Source organism: Rhodococcus sp. ACT016 (assembly GCF_050477185.1).
Taxonomy (GTDB): Bacteria; Actinomycetota; Actinomycetes; order Mycobacteriales; family Mycobacteriaceae; genus Prescottella.
In genome coordinates, this window is the sequence record NZ_JBEAET010000001.1 from 2,180,366 (window position 1) to 2,199,072 (window position 18,707).

The window sequence follows — 18,707 nt, forward strand, 5'->3', positions numbered from 1 at the left end:
AAACCCGAAACTGGACGACCGTACTACTGAAATCGCTTGATGGGCCCAGATGTTCATACGACGTTCATCCGATCCGCCCCGCGGCCCGTACCCTGTCTGCATGGCTGTCACGCTGAGCGAGATCGGTGCCGCGAAATACGTCCTGCTCACCACGTTCCGCAAGGACGGCACCGGGGTGCCGACCCCGATCTGGGCGGCGATGGACGGCGACCGGATGCTGATGTGGACCGAGACGAACTCGTGGAAGGTCAAGCGGATCCGTCGCACATCGCGGGTCACCGTGGGGGTGTGCGACGTGCGCGGCAATCCCAAGGGGCCGCAGATCGACGCGACCGCGGTCGTCCTCGACGACGCCGGCACCGAGCACACGCGCGAGGTGATCATCCACAAGTACCGGGTCCTCGGGTGGCTGCTCGTGAAGGGCAGCCTGCTGCGCCGCGGGCGGAAGGGCACGGTGGGCTTGGCAGTGGTGGTCGGCGAGGACCGCTGAGCGACATCCGACCGTGCAGCCACCGGCCCGCCGTGCCCCGGTGGATCACATCTCGAAGCGGGCGACCGCGTTCCCGGTGAGGGGATTGTGTTCGCGTGCATAGATTTCCAGGGTGGCGGGGTTCTTGTGCCCGGTCTGCCGCATGACTTCGTGGGCCTGGGCACCGTTGCGGAACGCCTGGGTGACGAACCCGGCGCGCAGGGAGTGCCCGCCGAGGTTCGCGATCTTGGTGGGGGAGAGTCCGGCGTCGGTGGCGGCACGGCGGATCACCCCGTGGATACCCTGCCCGGTCAGGGCGCTGTCACCGATGTTCCCGTTCACGCGCAGCGGCCGGAACACCGGCGATGTTGCGACGTCGGGAAGAAGGTCGGGATACGGGACGTGGCAGATGTGCGTGCTGAACGTGTCGGGGGCACCGAGTAACTGGGCGATACCGGCGCGGCCAGCCCGATGGTGGGCGAGAACGACGTCGAGCCAACGCCGGTACACGCACGGAGGGCAGGCGCGGTGCCCGACTGCGAACGGGGTGGCCTTGACCATACCGGCGCCGACCTGGTCGGTCTTCGATCGGCGCACCAGGATGTGCAGCCCATCCTGGGGGTGGAGGGTGATGTCGCGCAGTTGCAGGCCGGACAGCTCGGAACGGCGGAAGGCGCCGAGGAATCCGATCAGGATGACCGCCGAGTCGCGCCGTTCTCGCAGTCGGTCCTGCCACGTTTCCGCGTCCTGACGCATCGTGGCGAGGATGTAGCTGATCTCGTCCCCCAACAGCGGTGCGACGCGTTTGGTCGGGCGTTCCCCGCCGGCGGCGTAGGTGCGGCGCAGGCCGGCCAACGTGTCCTTGACGATCTGAGCCTGCCCGGGCGCGGGGCGGGCGCAGGCTCGGTGCCAGTAGTTGATCGACGCCACCCATCGGGTGAGCGTGTTCGTCGCGTACCGGCGTTCCCCGGTGTCGGTGCGCTGCTCGGCGTGCTCGGTGAGATAGTCGGCGACGGTATGCGGGTGCGCCGGCATCGGCACCTGCCCGCGCTCGGCGCACCAGCCGCGGAATCTGTCCCAGTCCGTGCGGTAGTTCCGGGCGGTCGAAGGCGAGTGCCGCTGCTCGAGGGCGGCGACGATCCGGGCCTCGGCGGACGCGGACAGCACCGGGACGACAGGTTCGGGCGCGGGCCCTGTCGATGCCGCCGGGCGTTCGGGAACGGCGGGCAGAGCGGGCACGACACTGGCCGTGTCGACCTGTTCACTCACACCCGTGCTCCTCTCGTGTCTGTCGAGCGAGCCTACCGAGTGGAACCGACAGTTCTGTATGTCCGGCGCGGACGCCCCCAAGTGTCACTGTGACGAAATGGCGCCATGCCCGAGGCCGGGCCGCCGACGCGCTGTTGTGGCGAGATTGCCCCCCGGACTTCACGATTCGATGATGGCGCTAATGGAAATTAGCGTGAGTAGTTTCTCTGGGACCCGCGGATCGTCTCCTCGCGGCACGCCGCGCAGCGACACCGGCGGCATGGGGTCGGGCTCGAACGTTGCGCCGCGGACGCAAGGGGGACGGTCGGCCCGCCGGTCACGGCATCGGCCTGAGCGCCCATTCTTTGGCGGAAGTGGCGGGATCCTGCGTATCGGACGCAGGAGTGGGCGCTCAGGCCGACTGCGGGCGCAGTCGAGTTGGAAACGCTTGGCGGGGAGCGAATTTCGGGTTCGCATGGAGCCCACCAGGCGCTGGACGGCCGCGTGACGCCGGCACTGTCGACCGTGACGCGATTCCCCGACCGGAGCTCGCCACGCGCCGCGGACCCTGCGCCATCACCGCGAGTTGTGGCACGATTTCGCAGGTGACCAGTAGACCGGACGAAGCGCAGCGCCTGCGCGACCTGGCGCTGCTACGCCGCGTGCGCGACCGGATCGACCGGGAGTACGCGCAGCCGCTGGACGTCGAGGCGCTCGCGCGCGGCGTGCACATGTCCGCCGGACACCTCAGCCGGCAGTTCCGGCTCGCGTACGGCGAGCCGCCGTACGCCTACCTGATGACGCGGCGCATCGAGCGCGCGATGGCGCTGCTGCGGCGCGGGGATCTCAGCGTGACCGAGGTCTGCTTCGCCGTCGGCTGCTCGTCGCTGGGGACGTTCAGCACCCGATTCACCGAGCTCGTCGGCGTCTCACCGAGCGTTTACCGGGACCAGGAGCGGCCCGCGACGGAGATGCCGTCGTGCGTGACGAAGCAGGTCACCAGACCGGTCAGGAATCGAGAAGCGTCCGCCGCGAGCGGCACCTAGCGTGGTGGCCACAGCCCCCACCTGCACACACGCCGCCACCGCAACAGATGGAGAACCGATGAGCACGCCCACCCCGCACGCCGCCGACAGCCACGACCTGATCCGCGTGCACGGTGCCCGTGAGAACAACCTCAAGAATGTGAGCGTCGAGATCCCCAAGCGGCGGTTGACGGTGTTCACGGGTGTGTCCGGCTCCGGCAAGAGCTCCCTGGTGTTCAGCACGATCGCGGCCGAATCGCAGCGGATGATCAACGAGACCTACAGCGCCTTCGTGCAGGGGTTCATGCCGACCCTCGCGCGCCCGGACGTCGACGTGCTCGAGGGACTGACGACGGCGATCATCGTCGATCAGGAGCGGATGGGCGCCAACCCGCGCTCCACGGTGGGTACCGCCACCGACGCCAATGCGATGCTGCGCATCCTGTTCAGCCGGCTCGGCAAGCCGCACATCGGCTCGCCGCAGGCCTTCTCGTTCAACGTCGCCTCCATCAGCGGCGCCGGTGCGGTCACCGTGGAGAAGGGCGGCCGGACCGTCAAGGAGCGTCGTAGCTTCAGCATCACCGGCGGCATGTGCCCCCGCTGCGAGGGCATGGGCCGGGTCTCCGACTTCGACCTGACCGCGCTGTACGACGACAGCAAGTCGCTCAACGAGGGCGCGCTGACGATCCCCGGCTACAGCATGGACGGTTGGTACGGCCGGATCTTCCGCGGCTGCGGATTCTTCGACCCCGACAAGCCGATCGCCAAGTTCACCAAGAAGCAGCTGAACGATCTGCTCTACAAGGAACCGACCAAGGTCAAGGTCGAGGGCGTCAACGTCACCTACGAGGGTCTGATCCCGAAGATCCAGAAGTCGTTCCTGTCCAAGGACCGCGAGGCGATGCAGCCGCACATCCGGGCGTTCGTCGACCGCGCGATCACCTTCCAGACCTGCCCCGACTGCGAGGGCACGCGGCTGAGCGCCGAGGCGCGGTCGTCGAAGATCGACGGGATCAGCATCGCCGACGTGTGCGCCATGCAGATCAGCGATCTCGCCGAATGGGTGCGCGGCCTCGACGAGCCGTCGGCCGCGCCGCTGCTGAAGTCGCTCGGCGAGACGCTCGACTCGTTCGTCGAGATCGGGCTCGGCTACCTCAGCCTCGACCGCCCGGCCGGCACGCTCTCGGGCGGCGAGGCGCAGCGCACCAAGCTGATCCGCCACCTCGGGTCGTCGCTCACCGACGTCACCTACGTGTTCGACGAGCCGACCATCGGCCTGCACCCGCACGACATCCAACGGATGAACGACCTGCTGCTGCAGCTGCGCGACAAGGGCAACACGGTCCTGGTGGTCGAGCACAAGCCGGAGGCGATCGCGATCGCCGACCACGTCGTCGATCTCGGCCCCCGCGCCGGCACCGAGGGCGGCGAGATCGTGTTCGAGGGCAGCGTCGACGAACTGCGCTCGAGCGGCACCCTCACCGGCAAGCACCTCGACGACCGCGCCGCGCTCAAGCCGTCGGTGCGCACCTCCACCGGTGCGCTCGAGGTGCGCGGTGCCGACACCCACAACCTGCAGGGCGTCGACGTCGACATCCCGCTGGGCGTGCTCGTCGTGGTGACCGGTGTCGCCGGTTCGGGCAAGAGTTCGCTGATCGCGGGATCGGTGGCCGGGCGGGACGGAGTCGTATCCATCGACCAGGGCGCGATCAAGGGGTCGCGGCGCAGCAACCCGGCAACCTACACCGGACTGCTCGAGCCGATCCGCAAGGCGTTCGCGAAGGCCAACGGCGTCAAGCCCGGTCTGTTCAGCGCCAACTCCGAGGGCGCGTGCCCCAACTGCAACGGCGCCGGCGTGGTGTACTCCGACCTGGCAATGATGGCCGGCGTCTCGACCCCGTGCGAGGTGTGCGACGGCAAGCGCTTCCAGGCCGAGGTGCTGGACTACACGTTCGGCGGCAAGGACATCGCCGAGGTGCTCACGATGTCGGTCGCCCAGGCCGAGGAGTTCTTCGGCTCCGGCGATGCGAAACTCCCTGCGGCCCACAAGATCCTGGTGCGGCTGGCGGACGTCGGACTCGGGTACGTCAAGATCGGTCAGCCGCTGACGACGCTGTCCGGTGGTGAGCGTCAGCGCCTCAAGCTCGCCACCCACATGGGGGAGAAGGGCGACGTCTACATCCTCGACGAACCCACGACCGGCCTGCACCTGGCCGACGTGGAGAACCTGCTCGGTCTGCTCGACCGCCTCGTCGACGCCGGCAAGTCGGTGATCGTCATCGAACACCACCAGGCGGTGATGGCGCACGCCGACTGGATCGTCGATCTCGGGCCCGGCGCGGGTCACGACGGCGGCCGGATCGTCTTCGAGGGCACGCCCGCCGACCTGGTCGCCGACCGGTCGACGCTCACCGGCCAGCACCTCGCGGAGTACACCGGCAGCTGACCGCGATCACGGCAATTCGGTGATCGACAACCGACCGGTCGGGTGGCGTGCTTCAATTCGCCCATGCGAAAAGCACTGCTGGCAGTTGCATTGATCGCTACCTGGCTGGTCGCCGGGGCCGCGCCCGCGGGCGCCGCCTCGTCTGCGGGCCCGGCGCAGCCGTCCTGGTCCGGGCAATACTCGGTGAAGCGGTTCGCGGCGACGAAGACCGGTACGAGTTTGGCCGCGCGGCAGTGGGAGCCCGACTTCGCCGACACGTACACGTTCGAGACGACGTGCACGGCCGGGACGTGCGTGGCCACCGTGGTCGATGGGCCCAAGCCGGCCAACCCAACCCTCCCGCAGCCGGCGCGGTACACGTGGGACGGCACCAGGTGGGTGCATCCGTACGACTGGAAGTGGGACTGCTGGCAGGGCGAGGGCGTGCCCAAGGTGTGGGCGCCGGCGCACTCGTTCGCGTACTACACCCCGCAACGCGACGGCACACTGGTCGGCTCGTGGCGCACCGACATCGACAGCGGCCCGTGCGCAGGCTCGGTGATCATGAACGTCGCGGCCTACCCCGTCGACCGGTCGCCCGGGCTCTTCGGCAGCAGCAGCTGAGCCGCCCGGAGACTACGGCGGCCCGCGCCGCGACACCGGCGGCAGGAACTCGGCCTCCAGGCTGCGGGCCCACCAGGCGCCGGTGGCGCGGCGCTCGTCGCGGGTGGTGAACCGGTAGCGGTACAGCCGGGCCCGGATCGCGGCCGGCGGCGCGTCCGGGAACGGATTGTGATGGAGCAGCTTCAGCAGCGCGGTGTTCCCGTCGAGCAGACGTTCGACCAGCCCGCCGAACCATGACGTGGCGTACCCGGGGGAGATCGCGGCGAACCACATCAGCCAGTCCAGCCGCAGGTGGTACGGCGCGAACTGGCGGGGGCGCCGTCGCAGGGCGCCCGGCTTGCCCTTGAACTCGTAGGCCAGCCACTCGCTGTCGGCGGTGGGATGCGCGTCGCGGCACCCCTCGACGACGATCTCGCGGCGGGTCTTGGTCACGTGCCCGAACGCCCCGTACGTGTTCACCAGGTGCCACGGATCGAACGACGCGTTCATCATCTGGTGACTCGAGAACAGGTTGCGCGCCGGGCGGTAGCTCAGCGCCGCGATCGCAACGGTGACCGCGACGACGATCACCACGAACCAGATCGGTGCCGCGGCGATGTCCGACGGTGCCGTGACCGGCAGCATCGCCTCCCAGAACCCGTTCGGCAGCACCGACAGCCCCAGCACGATCGCGAGCCAGTTGAGCCACGCGAAGTTGCCGCTGACCACCAGCCACAGCTGGGTGACGACCATGATCGCGGCCGCCCCGCCGGCGACGGGCTGCGGAACGAACAGGAAGAACGGGACGATCAGCTGCGTGAAGTGGTTGCCGGCGACCTCCACTTTGTGCAACCGGCGGGGAAGCCGGTGGAAGTACCAGCTCAGCGGGCCCGGCATCGGCTGCGTCTCGTGGTGGTAATACAGGCACGTCAGATCGCGCCAGCACGGATCGCCGCGGATCTTGATCAGCCCGGCGCCGAACTCGAGTCGGAACAGCAGCCACCGCAGCAACAGCAGGGTCAGCAGCGGCGGTGCGGTGTGGGCGTTGCCGACGAACACCGCGAGCAAGCCCACCTCGAGCAGCAGCGACTCCCACCCGAACCCGTACCAGACCTGCCCGACGTTGACGATCGACAGGTACAGGCCCCACAGCAGCAGCCAGCCGAGCATGCACAGCGGCAGCGGCAACAGATCCAACAACCCGAGCAGGGCCGCCGCCGACAGTCCCGCCCCGGTGCACGCGACGCCCATGAAGAAGCGGTCCGAATAGTGCAGGTGGAAGAGGCTCGGCGACCGCTGCCAGCGGGCGCCGGCGAGGAACCGGCGGATCGGGAGGATGCCGTGGTCCCCGATGAGCGGCCGGAACTGGTCGATGGCGACGAAGAACGCACACAGGTAGATGACGGCCAGCCCCTCCTTGAAGAACAGCCGTCCCAGCCAGTAATTGTCGGCGTCGAACCAGTTCACGGCAGGCGTCCCCTGCCGCGGACGTTACTCGGGGCGCGGTGCTGCGGCCAGAGGCCTCACGCCAAGTGCGGCAGCACTTCCTGCTCGAGCAGTTCGAGCCCCGACATGTCGTACGCGGCCTCGGGCACGTAGAAGATCGCGTACTCGAGTCCCTGCTCCTTCAGCGCCGTCAGCTTCTCGACGATCTGTTCGGGGGTGCCGACGCCGGGCAGGCCGCGGAACGCCGCCAGCGACGCGTCGGCCTGCTCGGCGCCGACGATCGGCTCGAGACGCGCCCGCAGCGCCGCGAGCCGATCCTGCACCTCCGCCTCGGTGCGGCCGATCGCGACGTTGTAGTTCGCCGAGCGCACGATCGCGTCGAAGTCGGTGCCCACGTCGGCGCAGTGCTCGCGGAGGATCCGCGACTTGTGCGCGAACACCTCGGGGGTGCCGTCGAAGTTCGTGTACTGCGCGTACTTCGCGGCGATCTTCAGGGTGACCTTCTCGCCGCCGCCGGCGATCCACAACGGGATGCCGCCGTCCTGCAGCGGCAGGGGCCGCACGATCGCGCCGTCGACCTGGTAGTGCCGGCCGTTCAGGGTGGCGGTGCCGGTGCTCCACGCCTGCCGCAGGATCTGCACGCCCTCGTCGAGACGCCCGAGTCGTTCACCCGCCGAGGGGAACCCGTAGCCGTAGGCGCGCCACTCGTGCTCGTACCAGCCGCCGCCGATACCCATCTCGACCCGGCCACCGGAGATGATGTCGGTGGTGGCCGCGATCTTCGCGAGGTACGCGGGGTTGCGGTAGCTCATCGCGGTGCACATCTGGCCCAGGCGCACCCGGTCGGTCACCGCCGCGAAGGCCGACATCAGCGACCACGCCTCGTGGGTGGCCTCGTCGGTCGGCGTGGGGACGGTGTGGAAGTGGTCGTAGACCCAGATCGAGTCCCACGGCCCGCGGTCGGCGCGCAGCGCGAGGTTGCGCATCGCCGCCCACTGGTCCGCCGGATCGATGCCGACGAGGTCGAGCCGCCAGCCCTGGGGTACGAAGAGTCCGAATTGCATCGCAGTCCTTGTCCGTGCGGGGGATGTGTCGGTGGTCGTTGTCGAGCGGTGGTCGTCGGGCTACGCCAGCGCGTCCACGTAGTACCAGCGCCCGTTCTCGCGGACGAATCGGCTGTGCTCGCGCATCGACCCGCGCTGGCCGTGGTCGGTGTAGTGGGCGACGAACTCGACGGTGCCGGTGTCGTCGAGCAGGCCGCCGCCGGTGCCCTGCAGCACGTCCAGGCGTCGCCACACCAGATCCGGATCCAGTTCCAGGTCAGTGGGGCGGGTGCTCGAGTGCCAGGTCCGCAGCAGATAGTCGGCGTCACCGACCGCGAACGCGGCGTAGCGCGAACGCATCAGCTGCTCGGCGGTGGGGGCGTCGGCGTCGCCGCGGTGGAAGCGACCGCAGCACTGGCCGTACTGCTCCCCGGACAGGCACGGGCAGCGATCGTCGTTCGAGACCTTCGTCATCACTGTTCCTCTACTGGGCCTGGCTCACCGACGACATGTGGAAGTCCGGAATCCGCATGGGCGGCATCGCCGTCCGGGTGAACCAGTCCTTCCATTCGCGCGGCAGTGTCTGCTCGGTGGCACCGACCTCCGTGGTGCGGCGCAGCAGATCGAGCGGGCTCTCGTTGAACCGGAAGTTGTTGACCGCAGCGGTGACCGCACCGTCCTCGATCAGGTACACGCCGTCGCGGGTGAGACCGGTCAGCAGCGCGGTCGCCGGATCCACCTCGCGGATGTACCACAGCGTGGTCAGCAGCAGCCCGCGCTCGGTGTCGGCCACCATGTCGTCGAGGGTGGCCGCGCTCCCGCCGGAGAGCAGCAGGTTCTCGCCCGGCACCGCCACCGGCGCACCGAATTCCGCGGCCGCGGCCCGCGGGTAGGCGAGCGCGTGGATCACGCCGTCGCGCACCCAGTCGACGCGGGCGGCGTCCATGCCGTTGTCGAACACCGACAGCGTGTCGGACGACGCGGTCGTCGCCACGAACGGGGAATACGCGAGGCGCGGGGCGTGCGGATCCGAGAACAGCGTCAGCGGGATGTCGGTGAGCCGTTCGCCGACGCGGGTGCCGCCGCTGCGCGACAGCGCGGTGTGCCCCTCCTGCGCGCCGCGACCCTCCATCGCCCACATCAGCGGAATCATCAGGTCCGACACCGCGGACGGCGGCAGCACCGTCTCGTAGCGTCCGGCGGGCAGCGCGACGGTGCGCGCCGACCAATCCAACCGTCGGCCCAGATCGGCCAGCAGGTCCGGCACCGACACGTCGGTGAAGTCGAGGGTGGCCGACCCCACCCAGGCGCTCGCGTCACCGCGCTTGCCGTTGATCTCGATCGAGCCGGTCGGCTGGGTGAACCGTCGGCGGATGCCCGTGGACGTCCCCAGCCACGTGCTGTGCATCTGGTGGTGCGCAAAGCCGTAGAGCCGGTCGGCGGCGTCGAACCCGTCTGCCAGGCCGGGCACCAGCGTCTCGAACACCCCGACGCCGGTGGACGCGGCGGCGTCCGACCAGCCCGCGTCCGTGCCGGCGCCGGTCAGCAGGTCCATCGCGTCCTCGGCCGGCTGCGCGGACCGGGCCGCGGCCTCGCTGGCGCCCACCACGTCGGCGATCGCGTCGGCGTCGACCGCCGACGACGTCACCGCGCAGACCTTCGCGGCGCCGTTCTCGCGGACGATCGAGAGCACCGTCCAGGACCGCGACGTCGAGACCCCGTTCGTGGTCATCGAATTGCCCGCCCACCGCAGCGACGCCTCGCTCGCGTCGGTGACCAGCACCATCGCCTCGTCGACGGTCGTCAGCGCGAGCGCACGCTCGACGAGTTCCTGCGCGGCGATCATCGCCCGCCCTCCGTTCGGGTATTCAGCACGTTGACGCCGCGGAACAGCGCGGACGGGCAGCCGTGGCTGACGGCCGCCACCTGGCCGGGCTGCGCCTTGCCGCAGTTGAACGCGCCACCGAGGCGCCAGGTGGACGGTCCGCCGACCGACTCCATCGATCCCCAGAAGTCCGTCGTCGTCGCCTGGTACGCGACGTCGCGCAGTTGCCCGTCGAGGCGGCCGTCCCGGATCCGGAAGAACCGCTGGCCGGTGAACTGGAAGTTGTAGCGCTGCATGTCGATCGACCAGCTCTTGTCGCCGACGACGTAGACGCCGTCCTCGACCCGCGCGATCAGCTCCGCGGTCGTGGTGTCGGCCACCGGGTCCGGCTGCAGCGACACGTTCGCCATCCGCTGGATCGGCACGTGGTGCGCGGAGTCGGCGTACGAGCAGCCGTTGGACCGTTCGAGGCCGAGGCGCGGCGCGAACACCCGGTCGAGCTGGTAGCCGACCAGCGTCCCGTCGCGCACCAGGTCCCAGCGCTGCGCGGCGACCGCGTCGTCGTCGAACCCGACGCTGGCGAGCCCGTGCGGTTCGGTGCGGTCGGCGGTGACGTGCATGATCGGGGTGCCGTACCGCAGCGTCCCGAGCAGGTCGGGGGTGGCGAACGACGTGCCCGCGTACGCGGCCTCGTAGCCGATCGCGCGATCGTATTCGGTTGCGTGGCCGATGGATTCGTGGATGGTCAGCCACAGATTGGTGGGGTCGACGACCAGGTCGGTCGGGCCCGCCTCGACGCTGGGCGCCGCGATCTTCGCGGCAAGCAGCCCGGGGATCTCGGCGAGTTCGGCGTCCCACTCCCAGCCGGTACCGGTCAGGTACTCCCAGCCGCGGCCGACCGGCGGGGCGAGGGTGCGCATCGTCTCGAAGGTGCCGGCGTCGGCGTCCACCGAGACCGCCTCGAGCTCGGGATGCAGCCGGACCCGCTGCTGCGTGATGGTCGACCCGGACAGGTCGGCGTAGAACGTCTGCTCCTTGACCTGCAGGCAGCTCGCGGTGACGTGGTCGATGCCGTCCGCGTCGAGCAGCCGCCGCGAATAGTCCTCCAGCAGGGCCACCTTGTCGGCGGCGGCCACCGCGAACGGGTCGGTCGCGTAGCCGGACACCCACGTGGCGTCCCGGTACGCCGGTTCGGGTGCGAGCACGACGCGTTCGCGGTTGAGGGCGCGCAGCGCCCGGGCCACCTGCACCGCCTCGGCGGCGACCGCGGCGGCCCGTTCCGGCGTCAGCTCCGCGTGCGACGCGAAACCCCATGTCCCGTCGACCACGACGCGGACCGCGAACCCGGTCTCGACGCCGTCCCGCACCGACTGCACCCTGCCGTCACGTAGCCGCAGCGACTGCGTCACCAGTCGGTGCACCCGCAGATCGGCGTGCTCGGCACCGGCGGCCCGGGCATGGGACAGGGCGGCGTCGGCCAAGGCGCGCAACGGCAATCCGGTGAACTCGGGGTCGGCCGGACGGTCGGACGCGACTGCGGGCGGGACAGCGCCGTGGGTGACGATCACCCGGCACAGCCTAGTCGGCGATCCGATCGAGTCCACGCGGCGAACGATCGCCGACCGATGCATCGCGCTGCGGCTTGTCCGGCAGGCCGACTAGGGGCAATTCAAGCCGCAACGGCGGAGAGGAATAGTTCGGCCGGAAGCAGTCGCGGACAGGTCACTGACGGGTTGGGAACGCGGCCATCGTCCGAGAGTGCGACTGCCGAGACGGTTTGCGTCCAGATCGGTGGCGTATCCGTATCTGGACGATCTCCGGGGTCGCTCGACGTCCGGGATCCTCATCGGGTATGACATATGTACGCTAATGGCCGTACATATGTGAGTGGGACGAGGAGCAGAGTGTCCGGATATCTGAACGACGAGGAAGCGTTTCTGGTCAAGACCGTTCGTGAATTCGTCGACCGCGAGGTGAAGCCGAGCGTGCAGCAGGTGGAGCACGCGAACGAGTACCCCGAGAAGTGGATCGAGCAGATGAAGCAGATCGGGATCTACGGATTGGCGGTCCCGGAGGAGTACGGCGGCATGCCGGTGTCGATGCCCTGCTACGTGCAGGTCACCGAGGAACTGGCACGCGGATGGATGTCGCTGGCCGGCGCGATGGGCGGGCACACCGTGGTGGCGAAGCTCTTGACCCTGTTCGGGACCGAGGAGCAGAAGGCCCGCTATCTGCCGGACATGGCCACGGGCAAGCTCCGGGCGACGATGGCGCTCACGGAACCCGGAGGCGGTTCGGACCTGCAGGCGATGACGACGGTTGCCCGGCGGGACGGCGATGACCTGGTCGTCACGGGCGCGAAGACATGGATCAGCAATGCGCGCCGATCCGGCCTGATCGCGCTGCTGTGCAAGACCGATCCCGCCGCGCAGCCCCGGCACACCGGCATCTCCGTCGTCCTCGTCGAGCACGGACCCGGGATGACGGTCTCCCGTGATCTCCCCAAACTCGGCTACAAGGGCGTCGAGGCCTGTGAGCTGGCGTTCGACGGATACCGGGTTCCCGCGACGGCGATCCTCGGCGGCACGCCGGGGGCGGGCTTCGCGCAGATGATGAAGGGGCTCGAGACGGGCAGGCTGCAGGTCGCGGCCCGCGCGCTCGGTGTCGGAGCCGCGGCCCTCGAGGATTCGCTGGCGTACGCGCGCCAGCGCGAGACCTTCGGCGTGCCGATCCACAAGCACCAGTCGATCGGCAACTACCTGGCCGACATGGCCACCAAGCTCACCGCCGCGCGCCAGCTCACCCGCTACGCGGCCGAGCGATACGACAAGGGGGAGCGGTGCGATATGGAGGCCGGCATGGCCAAGCTGTTCGCGTCCGAGACCGCGATGGAGATCGCGCTCGACGCGGTCCGCATCCACGGCGGCTACGGCTACTCGACCGAGTACGACGTCGAACGCTACCTGCGCGACGCACCGCTGATGATCGTCGGAGAGGGCACCAACGAGATCCAGCGCAACGTCATCGCGTCCCAGTTGGTGGCCCGGGGCGGACTCTGAGAGTATGGGCGGTGCGTGACTGACATACTCGGACCGTGAGCACCAGGGAGAAGGATTCCGTCCCGGCGTACCGGGTCGTCGCCGACGCGATCCGGGACGAGATCGCGGGCGGACGATACGCCGGCGGCGTCCGGTTGCCGACCGAATTCGATCTTGCGCAACGATTCTCGGTCAGCAGGCAGACCGTTCGCCGGGCCTTCCACGACCTGGTTGCCGAAGGCAGCGTCTACCGGGTGCCCGGACGCGGGACGTTCGCCAACGACGAACGGGGCCGCTATCTCCGGCACCACGGTTCGATCGAGGATCTGCTCAACCTGTCGACGGACACGTCGATGGAGGTGCTCGAGCCGTTGCGCCGCCGCGCGGACATCGAGGCCGCCGCGCGCCTGCGGGCCGACACGGATGTCGTTCGTACGGTGGTCTTCCGGCGGGTGCACGACGGAGTTCCCTTCGTGCACACCACCGTCCACCTCCCCGAGCGGCTGGGGCGGATCATCGCCGGGGCGCCCGATCTCGCGGCCGGCGCGATCGGGACGTCGACGGTCATCGGACTGCTGGAGCCGCACCTGACGAGCCCGATCGTCGAAGCGGCCCAGTCGATCACCGTCGGCTCGGCCTCCGGGGCGGTGGCCGAGGCGCTCGGCTGCGAGCCGGGGCATCCGATGCTGCGGATCGACCGGGTCTACTCCGACGCTGACGGCGATGTCGTCGAGGCGTCGGTCAGCTACTTCCTGCCGGAGCACTACACGTACCGAGTCACCTTGCGGCGAGAGCACACCGGGCAGCCATGACCGGCCGGGCGCGGCTCCGGCCGGTGGCGGCGGGATCAGTTCCCGACGTGTTCGGACGTCGGGGCCGTCAGTAGCCCCAGTGCGGCGTCCACGAGTCGCACCGCCCACCCGGGGTGGTTCGGCGCGTCGGCGTTCGCCGTGCCGTCGTGGTCGGCGACGGTCCGTACCACGACGTGGTGCAGCATCGTCATCCGTTCCTCCACGGTTTGCGGTGGTAGCGCACCGAGCGACCGCTGAATCGATGCCCACACGATGCGCAGGCTGGTCGCCGATTCCCAATCGAACCCGGACCGTCGCGTCGGATCGCTCAGTAGCTGCACCAGGAACCCTCCGTAGTGGCTGTCCGGGTCCGAGGTCTGCGCTGCGAGCGGGAAGACGAACGCCTCGAGGAGCGAGCGGAGATCGGCCGAACGCCCGTCCGCCTGGATCGCGGCGAGCAACTGCAGCCGGTTCTCGTTGATCGCGTGCATGCGGTGCTCGAAGATCGCCGCCAGTAGGGCTTCCTTGTCGCCGAAGTGGTACTGGACGGCGGCGCTGTTCCGCTGTCCTGCCGCCGTGCCCACCTCGCGGAGCGAGACCGCGTTCAGTCCGCGCTCGCTGAAGAGCCGCTCGGCAGCGAGGAGGATCCGCTCACGGGTCGTCGTGGAGGTGTTCGTCGAGCTCGACATGCCCGCATTCTCTCAAACGGTTGTCTTTGCGCCGGTGAGCCGAGCGACCATTGCCCTTGTAAAACGCGTGCATTAGATTGTTAATGCACACGTTTTACATCGGTCCCGCTTCCGGTCACAGCTACGCCCACTCCGTGACATGCGCCGTCGGCGTTCGTCGAAACTCGCTCGGCCGGAAGACAATCAGCGGAGGAATGGATGAAGATCAAAGGAGCCGTCCTCGACGGTGTCGGCGAGGACTGGAGGATCACCGAGATCGAACTCGGCGATCCCGTGCACGGGGAGGTGCAGGTCCGGCTCGCCGCCTCGGGGTTGTGCCACTCGGACCACCACATCAGGACCGGGGCGACGCCGATGGGGACCTTCCCGGTACTCGGTGGGCACGAGGGGGCCGGCGTCGTGACCGCCGTTGGACCCGGGGTGTCCGACATCGAGGTGGGCGATCACGTCGTCCTGGCGTTCCTTCCCGCCTGTGGCACGTGTCCGTCGTGCGCCAAGGGTTTGCAGAACCTGTGCGACAAGGGCGCCGGTCTGCTCGCGGGCAAGGCGATCTCCGACGGCACGCATCGGGTGACCGTCGACGGCCGGCCGGCCGTGCCGATGTGCCTGCTGGGCACGTTCGCGCCGTACGTCACGGTCAACCAGGCGTCGGTCATCAAGATCGAGAAGGACATTCCGCTCGAGAAGGCCGCGCTGCTGGGGTGCGGCGTGTCGACGGGGTGGGGGTCGGCCACCGAGATCGGGGGCACCAAGGTCGGCGACACGGTCGTCGTCGTGGGTGTCGGCGGAATCGGTATCAACGCAGTTCAGGGAGCCGCTCATGCCGGCGCCCGGTTCGTCGTCGCGATCGACCCCGTGAAGTTCAAGCGCGACCAGGCCGTCGAGTTCGGTGCCACGCACACGTTCGCCTCCCCCGAAGAGGCACTCGAGCCGGTTCGCGACCTCACCTGGGGCAAGCTCGCCGACGTCACGATCCTGACCGTCGGGCATCTCGAGGGCGACATGGTGGCACCGGCCCTGACGATCACCGGCAAGGCCGGACAGGTCGTGGTCACCGCTCTCGGGGATGCGTTGAACAAGAGTGCGTCGATCAACCTGTTCGAACTGACGCTCTATCAGAAGCGCGTGCAGGGCGCGATCTTCGGCGGTATCGGACCCCGTGAGCAGATCCCCCGGCTGCTCGACCTGTACCGGAGCGGTGCCCTCGAACTCGACAAGCTCGCGACGAGAACGTATCGACTCGACGAGATCAATCAGGGATATTCCGACATGCTCGACGGGAAGAACCTTCGCGGAGTGATCGTGCACTCCGACGCCGACTACTGATGCTGCGAGAGAGGACGAGGCGAGGACATGGCTGACTTCACGAAGATCTACATCGACGGAAAATGGGTTCCGTCCACCGGTGACCGGTTCATCGACGTGGTCGATCCGGCCACCGAGGAGGTCCTGGCGACGGTTCCGGAGGGAACCGCAGCCGACGTGGACGCCGCGGTCGCTGCCGCGCGACGGGCATTCGAGCCCTGGTGGCACACGCCGGTCGCGGAGCGAGTCGCTCTGCTGCGAGCCGTCGCGCAGGCGATGCGCGAGCGCAGCGGCGAGCTTGCACAACAGATTTCGGACGAGATGGGATCGCCGATGTGGTTCGCCGCCTCGGTGCAGGTCGGGATGCCGATCAACAGCTTCCTGCACGCTGCGGAGACGGCGGAGGCGTTCGCGTTCGAACGGGTCGAGGGACGGTCGACGATCGTGCGGGAACCGATCGGCGTCGTCGGGGCCATCACGCCCTGGAACTACCCGCTGCACCAGATCGCGGCCAAGGCGGCCTACGCTCTCGCGGCGGGCAACACCGTCGTCGTGAAGCCGAGTGAGGTTGCCCCGCTGGACGGCTGGCTGCTCACCGAGATCCTCGACGAGGTGGGACTGCCTCCCGGAGTGTTCAACCTGGTGAGTGGTACCGGCCCCGTCGTGGGCCAGGCGATCGCCGCCCACCCCGACGTCGACGCGGTCTCGTTCACCGGTTCGACGGCCGCGGGCAAGATCGTCAGCAAGGTCGCCGCGGACACCGTGAAGCGGGTGGCGCTCGAACTCGGGGGCAAGAGCCCCAACGTGATCCTCCCGGACGCCGACCTGGCCGCCGTGATGCCCGCCGCTGTGCAGGGCGCGATGATCAACTCCGGCCAGACCTGTGCGGCGCTGACGCGCCTGATCGTTCCGCGCGAGCGTCTCGCCGAGGTCGAATCGCTGGTGGCCACCGCGGTGGAGTCCTTCACCGTCGGTGATCCGAAGGCGGAGGGAACCCGGCTCGGCCCGCTGGCGTCGCGCGCTCAACTCGATCGCGTCCGCGCGTACATCGATCGGGGAATCGAGGAGGGTGCGAAGCTCGTCGTCGGTGGAAGCGAACCGGTGCCGGGTCTGGACCGCGGCTACTACGTGAAGCCGACGGTGTTCTCAGAGGTCACCCGGGACATGACGATCCACCGCGAGGAGATCTTCGGTCCGGTCCTGTCGATCATCGCGTACGACACCGTCGACGAGGCCGTCGAGATCGCCAACGACACCGTGTACGGACTCTCCGGCAGCGTGTGGTCGGCCGACGCGGACGCCGCGCGCGCGGTGGCCGGCCGGATCCGGACGGGCCAGGTCTCCGTCAACGGCGGGGCCTTCAATCCGAACGCGCCGTTCGGTGGGTACAAGCAGTCCGGCATCGGACGCGAGTTCGGCACGTACGGTCTCGGGGAGTTCCTCGAGACCAAGTCGTTGCAGCACTGAGTCACCATGAGGGGTCGTCCCGTCCGCGCCGCGTGGTTCGGGACGACCCTCGTTCGTGTCCGGTCGTGCCGGGCAGTGCCCGCCCGGACACACGAAAGGGCCCCGGTGCAGACGTTTCCGCACCGAGGCCCTTCGCCGACGAGCTACAGCAGTTCGAGGATGGTGGCGTTCGCCATTCCGCCGCCCTCGCACATGGACTGCAGGCCGTAGCGGATTCCGTTGTCCCGCATGTGATGCACGAGCGTCGTCATGAGGCGCGCACCGGATCCGCCCAGCGGGTGACCGAGGGCCATGGCTCCGCCGTTCGGGTTCAGCCGGGCGTAGTCGGCACCCGTCGCGCGCTGCCAACCGAGCGACACCGACGCAAAGGCCTCGTTGATCTCGAAGGCGCCGATGTCGTCGATCGTCAGCCTCGCCCGGTCGAGGACCTTGGCGGTGGCGGGAATCGGGCCCTCCAACATCGTGATCGGGTCGGCGCCGACCACCGTGGCCGAGTGGACGCGCGCGATCGGCTTCCACCCGTTGCGGGCGGCGACCTCGCTCGTCGTGAGGAGCAGGGCGGCCGAGCCGTCCGAGATCTGCGAGGCGTTGCCCGCGGAGATCACGCCGTCCTCCTTGAACGGAGTCTTCAGTCCGCCGAGGCCCTCGAGGGTGCCTCCCCGTCGAATGCCCTCGTCCACCTGGACGACTCGCTCGACGCCGTTGTCGTCGACCGTCGAGATCGGGACGATCTGACCGGCGAATCGGCCTTCGTCGGTAGCCCGGGCGGCGCGCTCGTGCGAATCGAGGGCATGCTGATCGAGTTCGCCGCGGCCGAGACCGAACTTGGTGGCGATCATCTCGGCACCGACACCCTGATTGAACTTGTAGTTGTCGTAGCGGGCCGCGACCATCGGCCCGTACGGCTCACCGAGCCGGCCCTCGACACGGGTGGATCCCATCGGGACCCGCGACATCGACTCGACACCACCGGCGACCGCGATGTCGTAGTGGCCGGCGATGATCCCGGCCGCGACCTGATGGACGGCCTGCTGGGACGAACCGCACTGCCGATCGACGGTCATCCCGGGAATCGCCTCGGGCCATCCGGCGGCGAGCACGGCGTATCGGCCGATGCATCCCGCCTGCTCGCCGACCGCGGACACACAACCCCAGACCACGTCGTCGACCAGGTGGGGATCGAGGCCGTTGCGGGCGGCCAGCGCCTGGAGGGTCAGGGCCGACAGGTCCGTCGGATGGACGCCGGACAGGGCGCCCCCTCGCTTCCCGACCGGGGTGCGAACCGCATCGACGATCACAGCATCACGCATGTCAAGTACTCCTTGGGGATTCG

The 18,707-nt window shown here is 69.0% G+C and carries 16 protein-coding genes; 8 read left to right on the forward strand and 8 right to left on the reverse strand.

All coding sequences use genetic code 11. The features are described 5' to 3' along the window. Window positions 1-100: 100 nt before the first annotated feature. A complete protein-coding gene (locus tag ACQ5DX_RS10195; RefSeq protein ID WP_430332512.1) occupies window positions 101-490 on the forward strand; it encodes a PPOX class F420-dependent oxidoreductase in 390 nt (129 codons plus the stop codon). Window positions 491-535: 45 nt separating this feature from the next. On the opposite strand, the gene ACQ5DX_RS10200 is transcribed toward ACQ5DX_RS10195, so the two are convergent. Beyond that, window positions 536-1,738, reverse strand: a complete 1,203-nt coding sequence (locus ACQ5DX_RS10200; protein ID WP_430332513.1) for a site-specific integrase — start codon at window positions 1,736-1,738, stop codon at window positions 536-538. Window positions 1,739-2,322: 584 nt separating this feature from the next. On the opposite strand from ACQ5DX_RS10200, the gene ACQ5DX_RS10205 reads away from it, so the two are divergent. The 3 genes from ACQ5DX_RS10205 (at window position 2,323) to ACQ5DX_RS10215 (ending at window position 5,791) form a co-directional block, all read left to right on the forward strand. Continuing rightward, on the forward strand, window positions 2,323-2,763 hold the full coding sequence (locus ACQ5DX_RS10205; protein WP_430332514.1) for a helix-turn-helix transcriptional regulator: 441 nt from the start codon (window positions 2,323-2,325) through the stop codon (window positions 2,761-2,763). Between the two features lie 58 nt (window positions 2,764-2,821). Next, entirely contained in the window at window positions 2,822-5,188 is a 2,367-nt protein-coding gene (locus ACQ5DX_RS10210) for an ATP-binding cassette domain-containing protein (protein WP_430332515.1), read from the forward strand. A 63-nt stretch (window positions 5,189-5,251) separates the two neighbouring features. Continuing rightward, entirely contained in the window at window positions 5,252-5,791 is a 540-nt protein-coding gene (locus ACQ5DX_RS10215; protein ID WP_430332516.1) for a hypothetical protein, read from the forward strand. A 12-nt stretch (window positions 5,792-5,803) separates the two neighbouring features. Here the strand turns inward: ACQ5DX_RS10215 and ACQ5DX_RS10220 are convergent, their stop codons facing one another. The 5 genes from ACQ5DX_RS10220 to ACQ5DX_RS10240 are packed head-to-tail and all read right to left on the reverse strand — an operon-like array spanning window position 5,804 to window position 11,652. Next, a complete protein-coding gene (locus ACQ5DX_RS10220; RefSeq protein ID WP_430332517.1) occupies window positions 5,804-7,237 on the reverse strand; it encodes a lipase maturation factor family protein in 1,434 nt (477 codons plus the stop codon). A 56-nt stretch (window positions 7,238-7,293) separates the two neighbouring features. Then, window positions 7,294-8,280: an LLM class F420-dependent oxidoreductase gene (locus ACQ5DX_RS10225; RefSeq protein WP_430332518.1), complete on the reverse strand. Its 987-nt coding sequence runs from the start codon at window positions 8,278-8,280 to the stop codon at window positions 7,294-7,296. A 60-nt stretch (window positions 8,281-8,340) separates the two neighbouring features. Next, a complete protein-coding gene (locus ACQ5DX_RS10230; protein ID WP_430332519.1) occupies window positions 8,341-8,733 on the reverse strand; it encodes a YchJ family protein in 393 nt (130 codons plus the stop codon). A gap of 10 nt (window positions 8,734-8,743) precedes the next feature. Then, the gene (locus ACQ5DX_RS10235) at window positions 8,744-10,105 is read right to left on the reverse strand and encodes a metallopeptidase TldD-related protein (RefSeq protein ID WP_430332520.1); all 1,362 of its coding nucleotides are present in this window, start codon (window positions 10,103-10,105) and stop codon (window positions 8,744-8,746) included. Further along, window positions 10,102-11,652: a TldD/PmbA family protein gene (locus ACQ5DX_RS10240; protein ID WP_430332521.1), complete on the reverse strand. Its 1,551-nt coding sequence runs from the start codon at window positions 11,650-11,652 to the stop codon at window positions 10,102-10,104. The genes ACQ5DX_RS10235 and ACQ5DX_RS10240 overlap by 4 nt, the downstream gene beginning before the upstream one ends. A 291-nt stretch (window positions 11,653-11,943) precedes the next feature. Between ACQ5DX_RS10240 and ACQ5DX_RS10245 the strand changes: the two genes are divergently transcribed. Further along, the gene (locus ACQ5DX_RS10245; protein ID WP_430332522.1) at window positions 11,944-13,143 is read left to right on the forward strand and encodes an acyl-CoA dehydrogenase family protein; all 1,200 of its coding nucleotides are present in this window, start codon (window positions 11,944-11,946) and stop codon (window positions 13,141-13,143) included. 35 nt (window positions 13,144-13,178) lie between these two features. Next, window positions 13,179-13,934, forward strand: coding sequence for a GntR family transcriptional regulator (locus ACQ5DX_RS10250; protein WP_430332523.1), 756 nt, complete (start codon window positions 13,179-13,181; stop codon window positions 13,932-13,934). Between the two features lie 35 nt (window positions 13,935-13,969). Here the strand turns inward: ACQ5DX_RS10250 and ACQ5DX_RS10255 are convergent, their stop codons facing one another. After that, a complete protein-coding gene (locus tag ACQ5DX_RS10255; RefSeq protein WP_430332524.1) occupies window positions 13,970-14,602 on the reverse strand; it encodes a TetR/AcrR family transcriptional regulator in 633 nt (210 codons plus the stop codon). A 198-nt stretch (window positions 14,603-14,800) separates the two neighbouring features. Between ACQ5DX_RS10255 and ACQ5DX_RS10260 the strand changes: the two genes are divergently transcribed. Together ACQ5DX_RS10260 and ACQ5DX_RS10265 are read left to right on the forward strand one after the other, a co-directional pair. Continuing rightward, window positions 14,801-15,928 (forward strand): NDMA-dependent alcohol dehydrogenase, encoded by a 1,128-nt coding sequence (locus ACQ5DX_RS10260; protein WP_430332525.1) that lies wholly within the window; start codon window positions 14,801-14,803, stop codon window positions 15,926-15,928. A gap of 27 nt (window positions 15,929-15,955) precedes the next feature. Further along, the gene (locus ACQ5DX_RS10265) at window positions 15,956-17,374 is read left to right on the forward strand and encodes an aldehyde dehydrogenase family protein (protein ID WP_430332526.1); all 1,419 of its coding nucleotides are present in this window, start codon (window positions 15,956-15,958) and stop codon (window positions 17,372-17,374) included. A gap of 143 nt (window positions 17,375-17,517) precedes the next feature. Here the strand turns inward: ACQ5DX_RS10265 and ACQ5DX_RS10270 are convergent, their stop codons facing one another. After that, entirely contained in the window at window positions 17,518-18,684 is a 1,167-nt protein-coding gene (locus ACQ5DX_RS10270) for a thiolase family protein (RefSeq protein WP_430332527.1), read from the reverse strand. Between the last annotated feature and the right edge of the window lie 23 nt (window positions 18,685-18,707).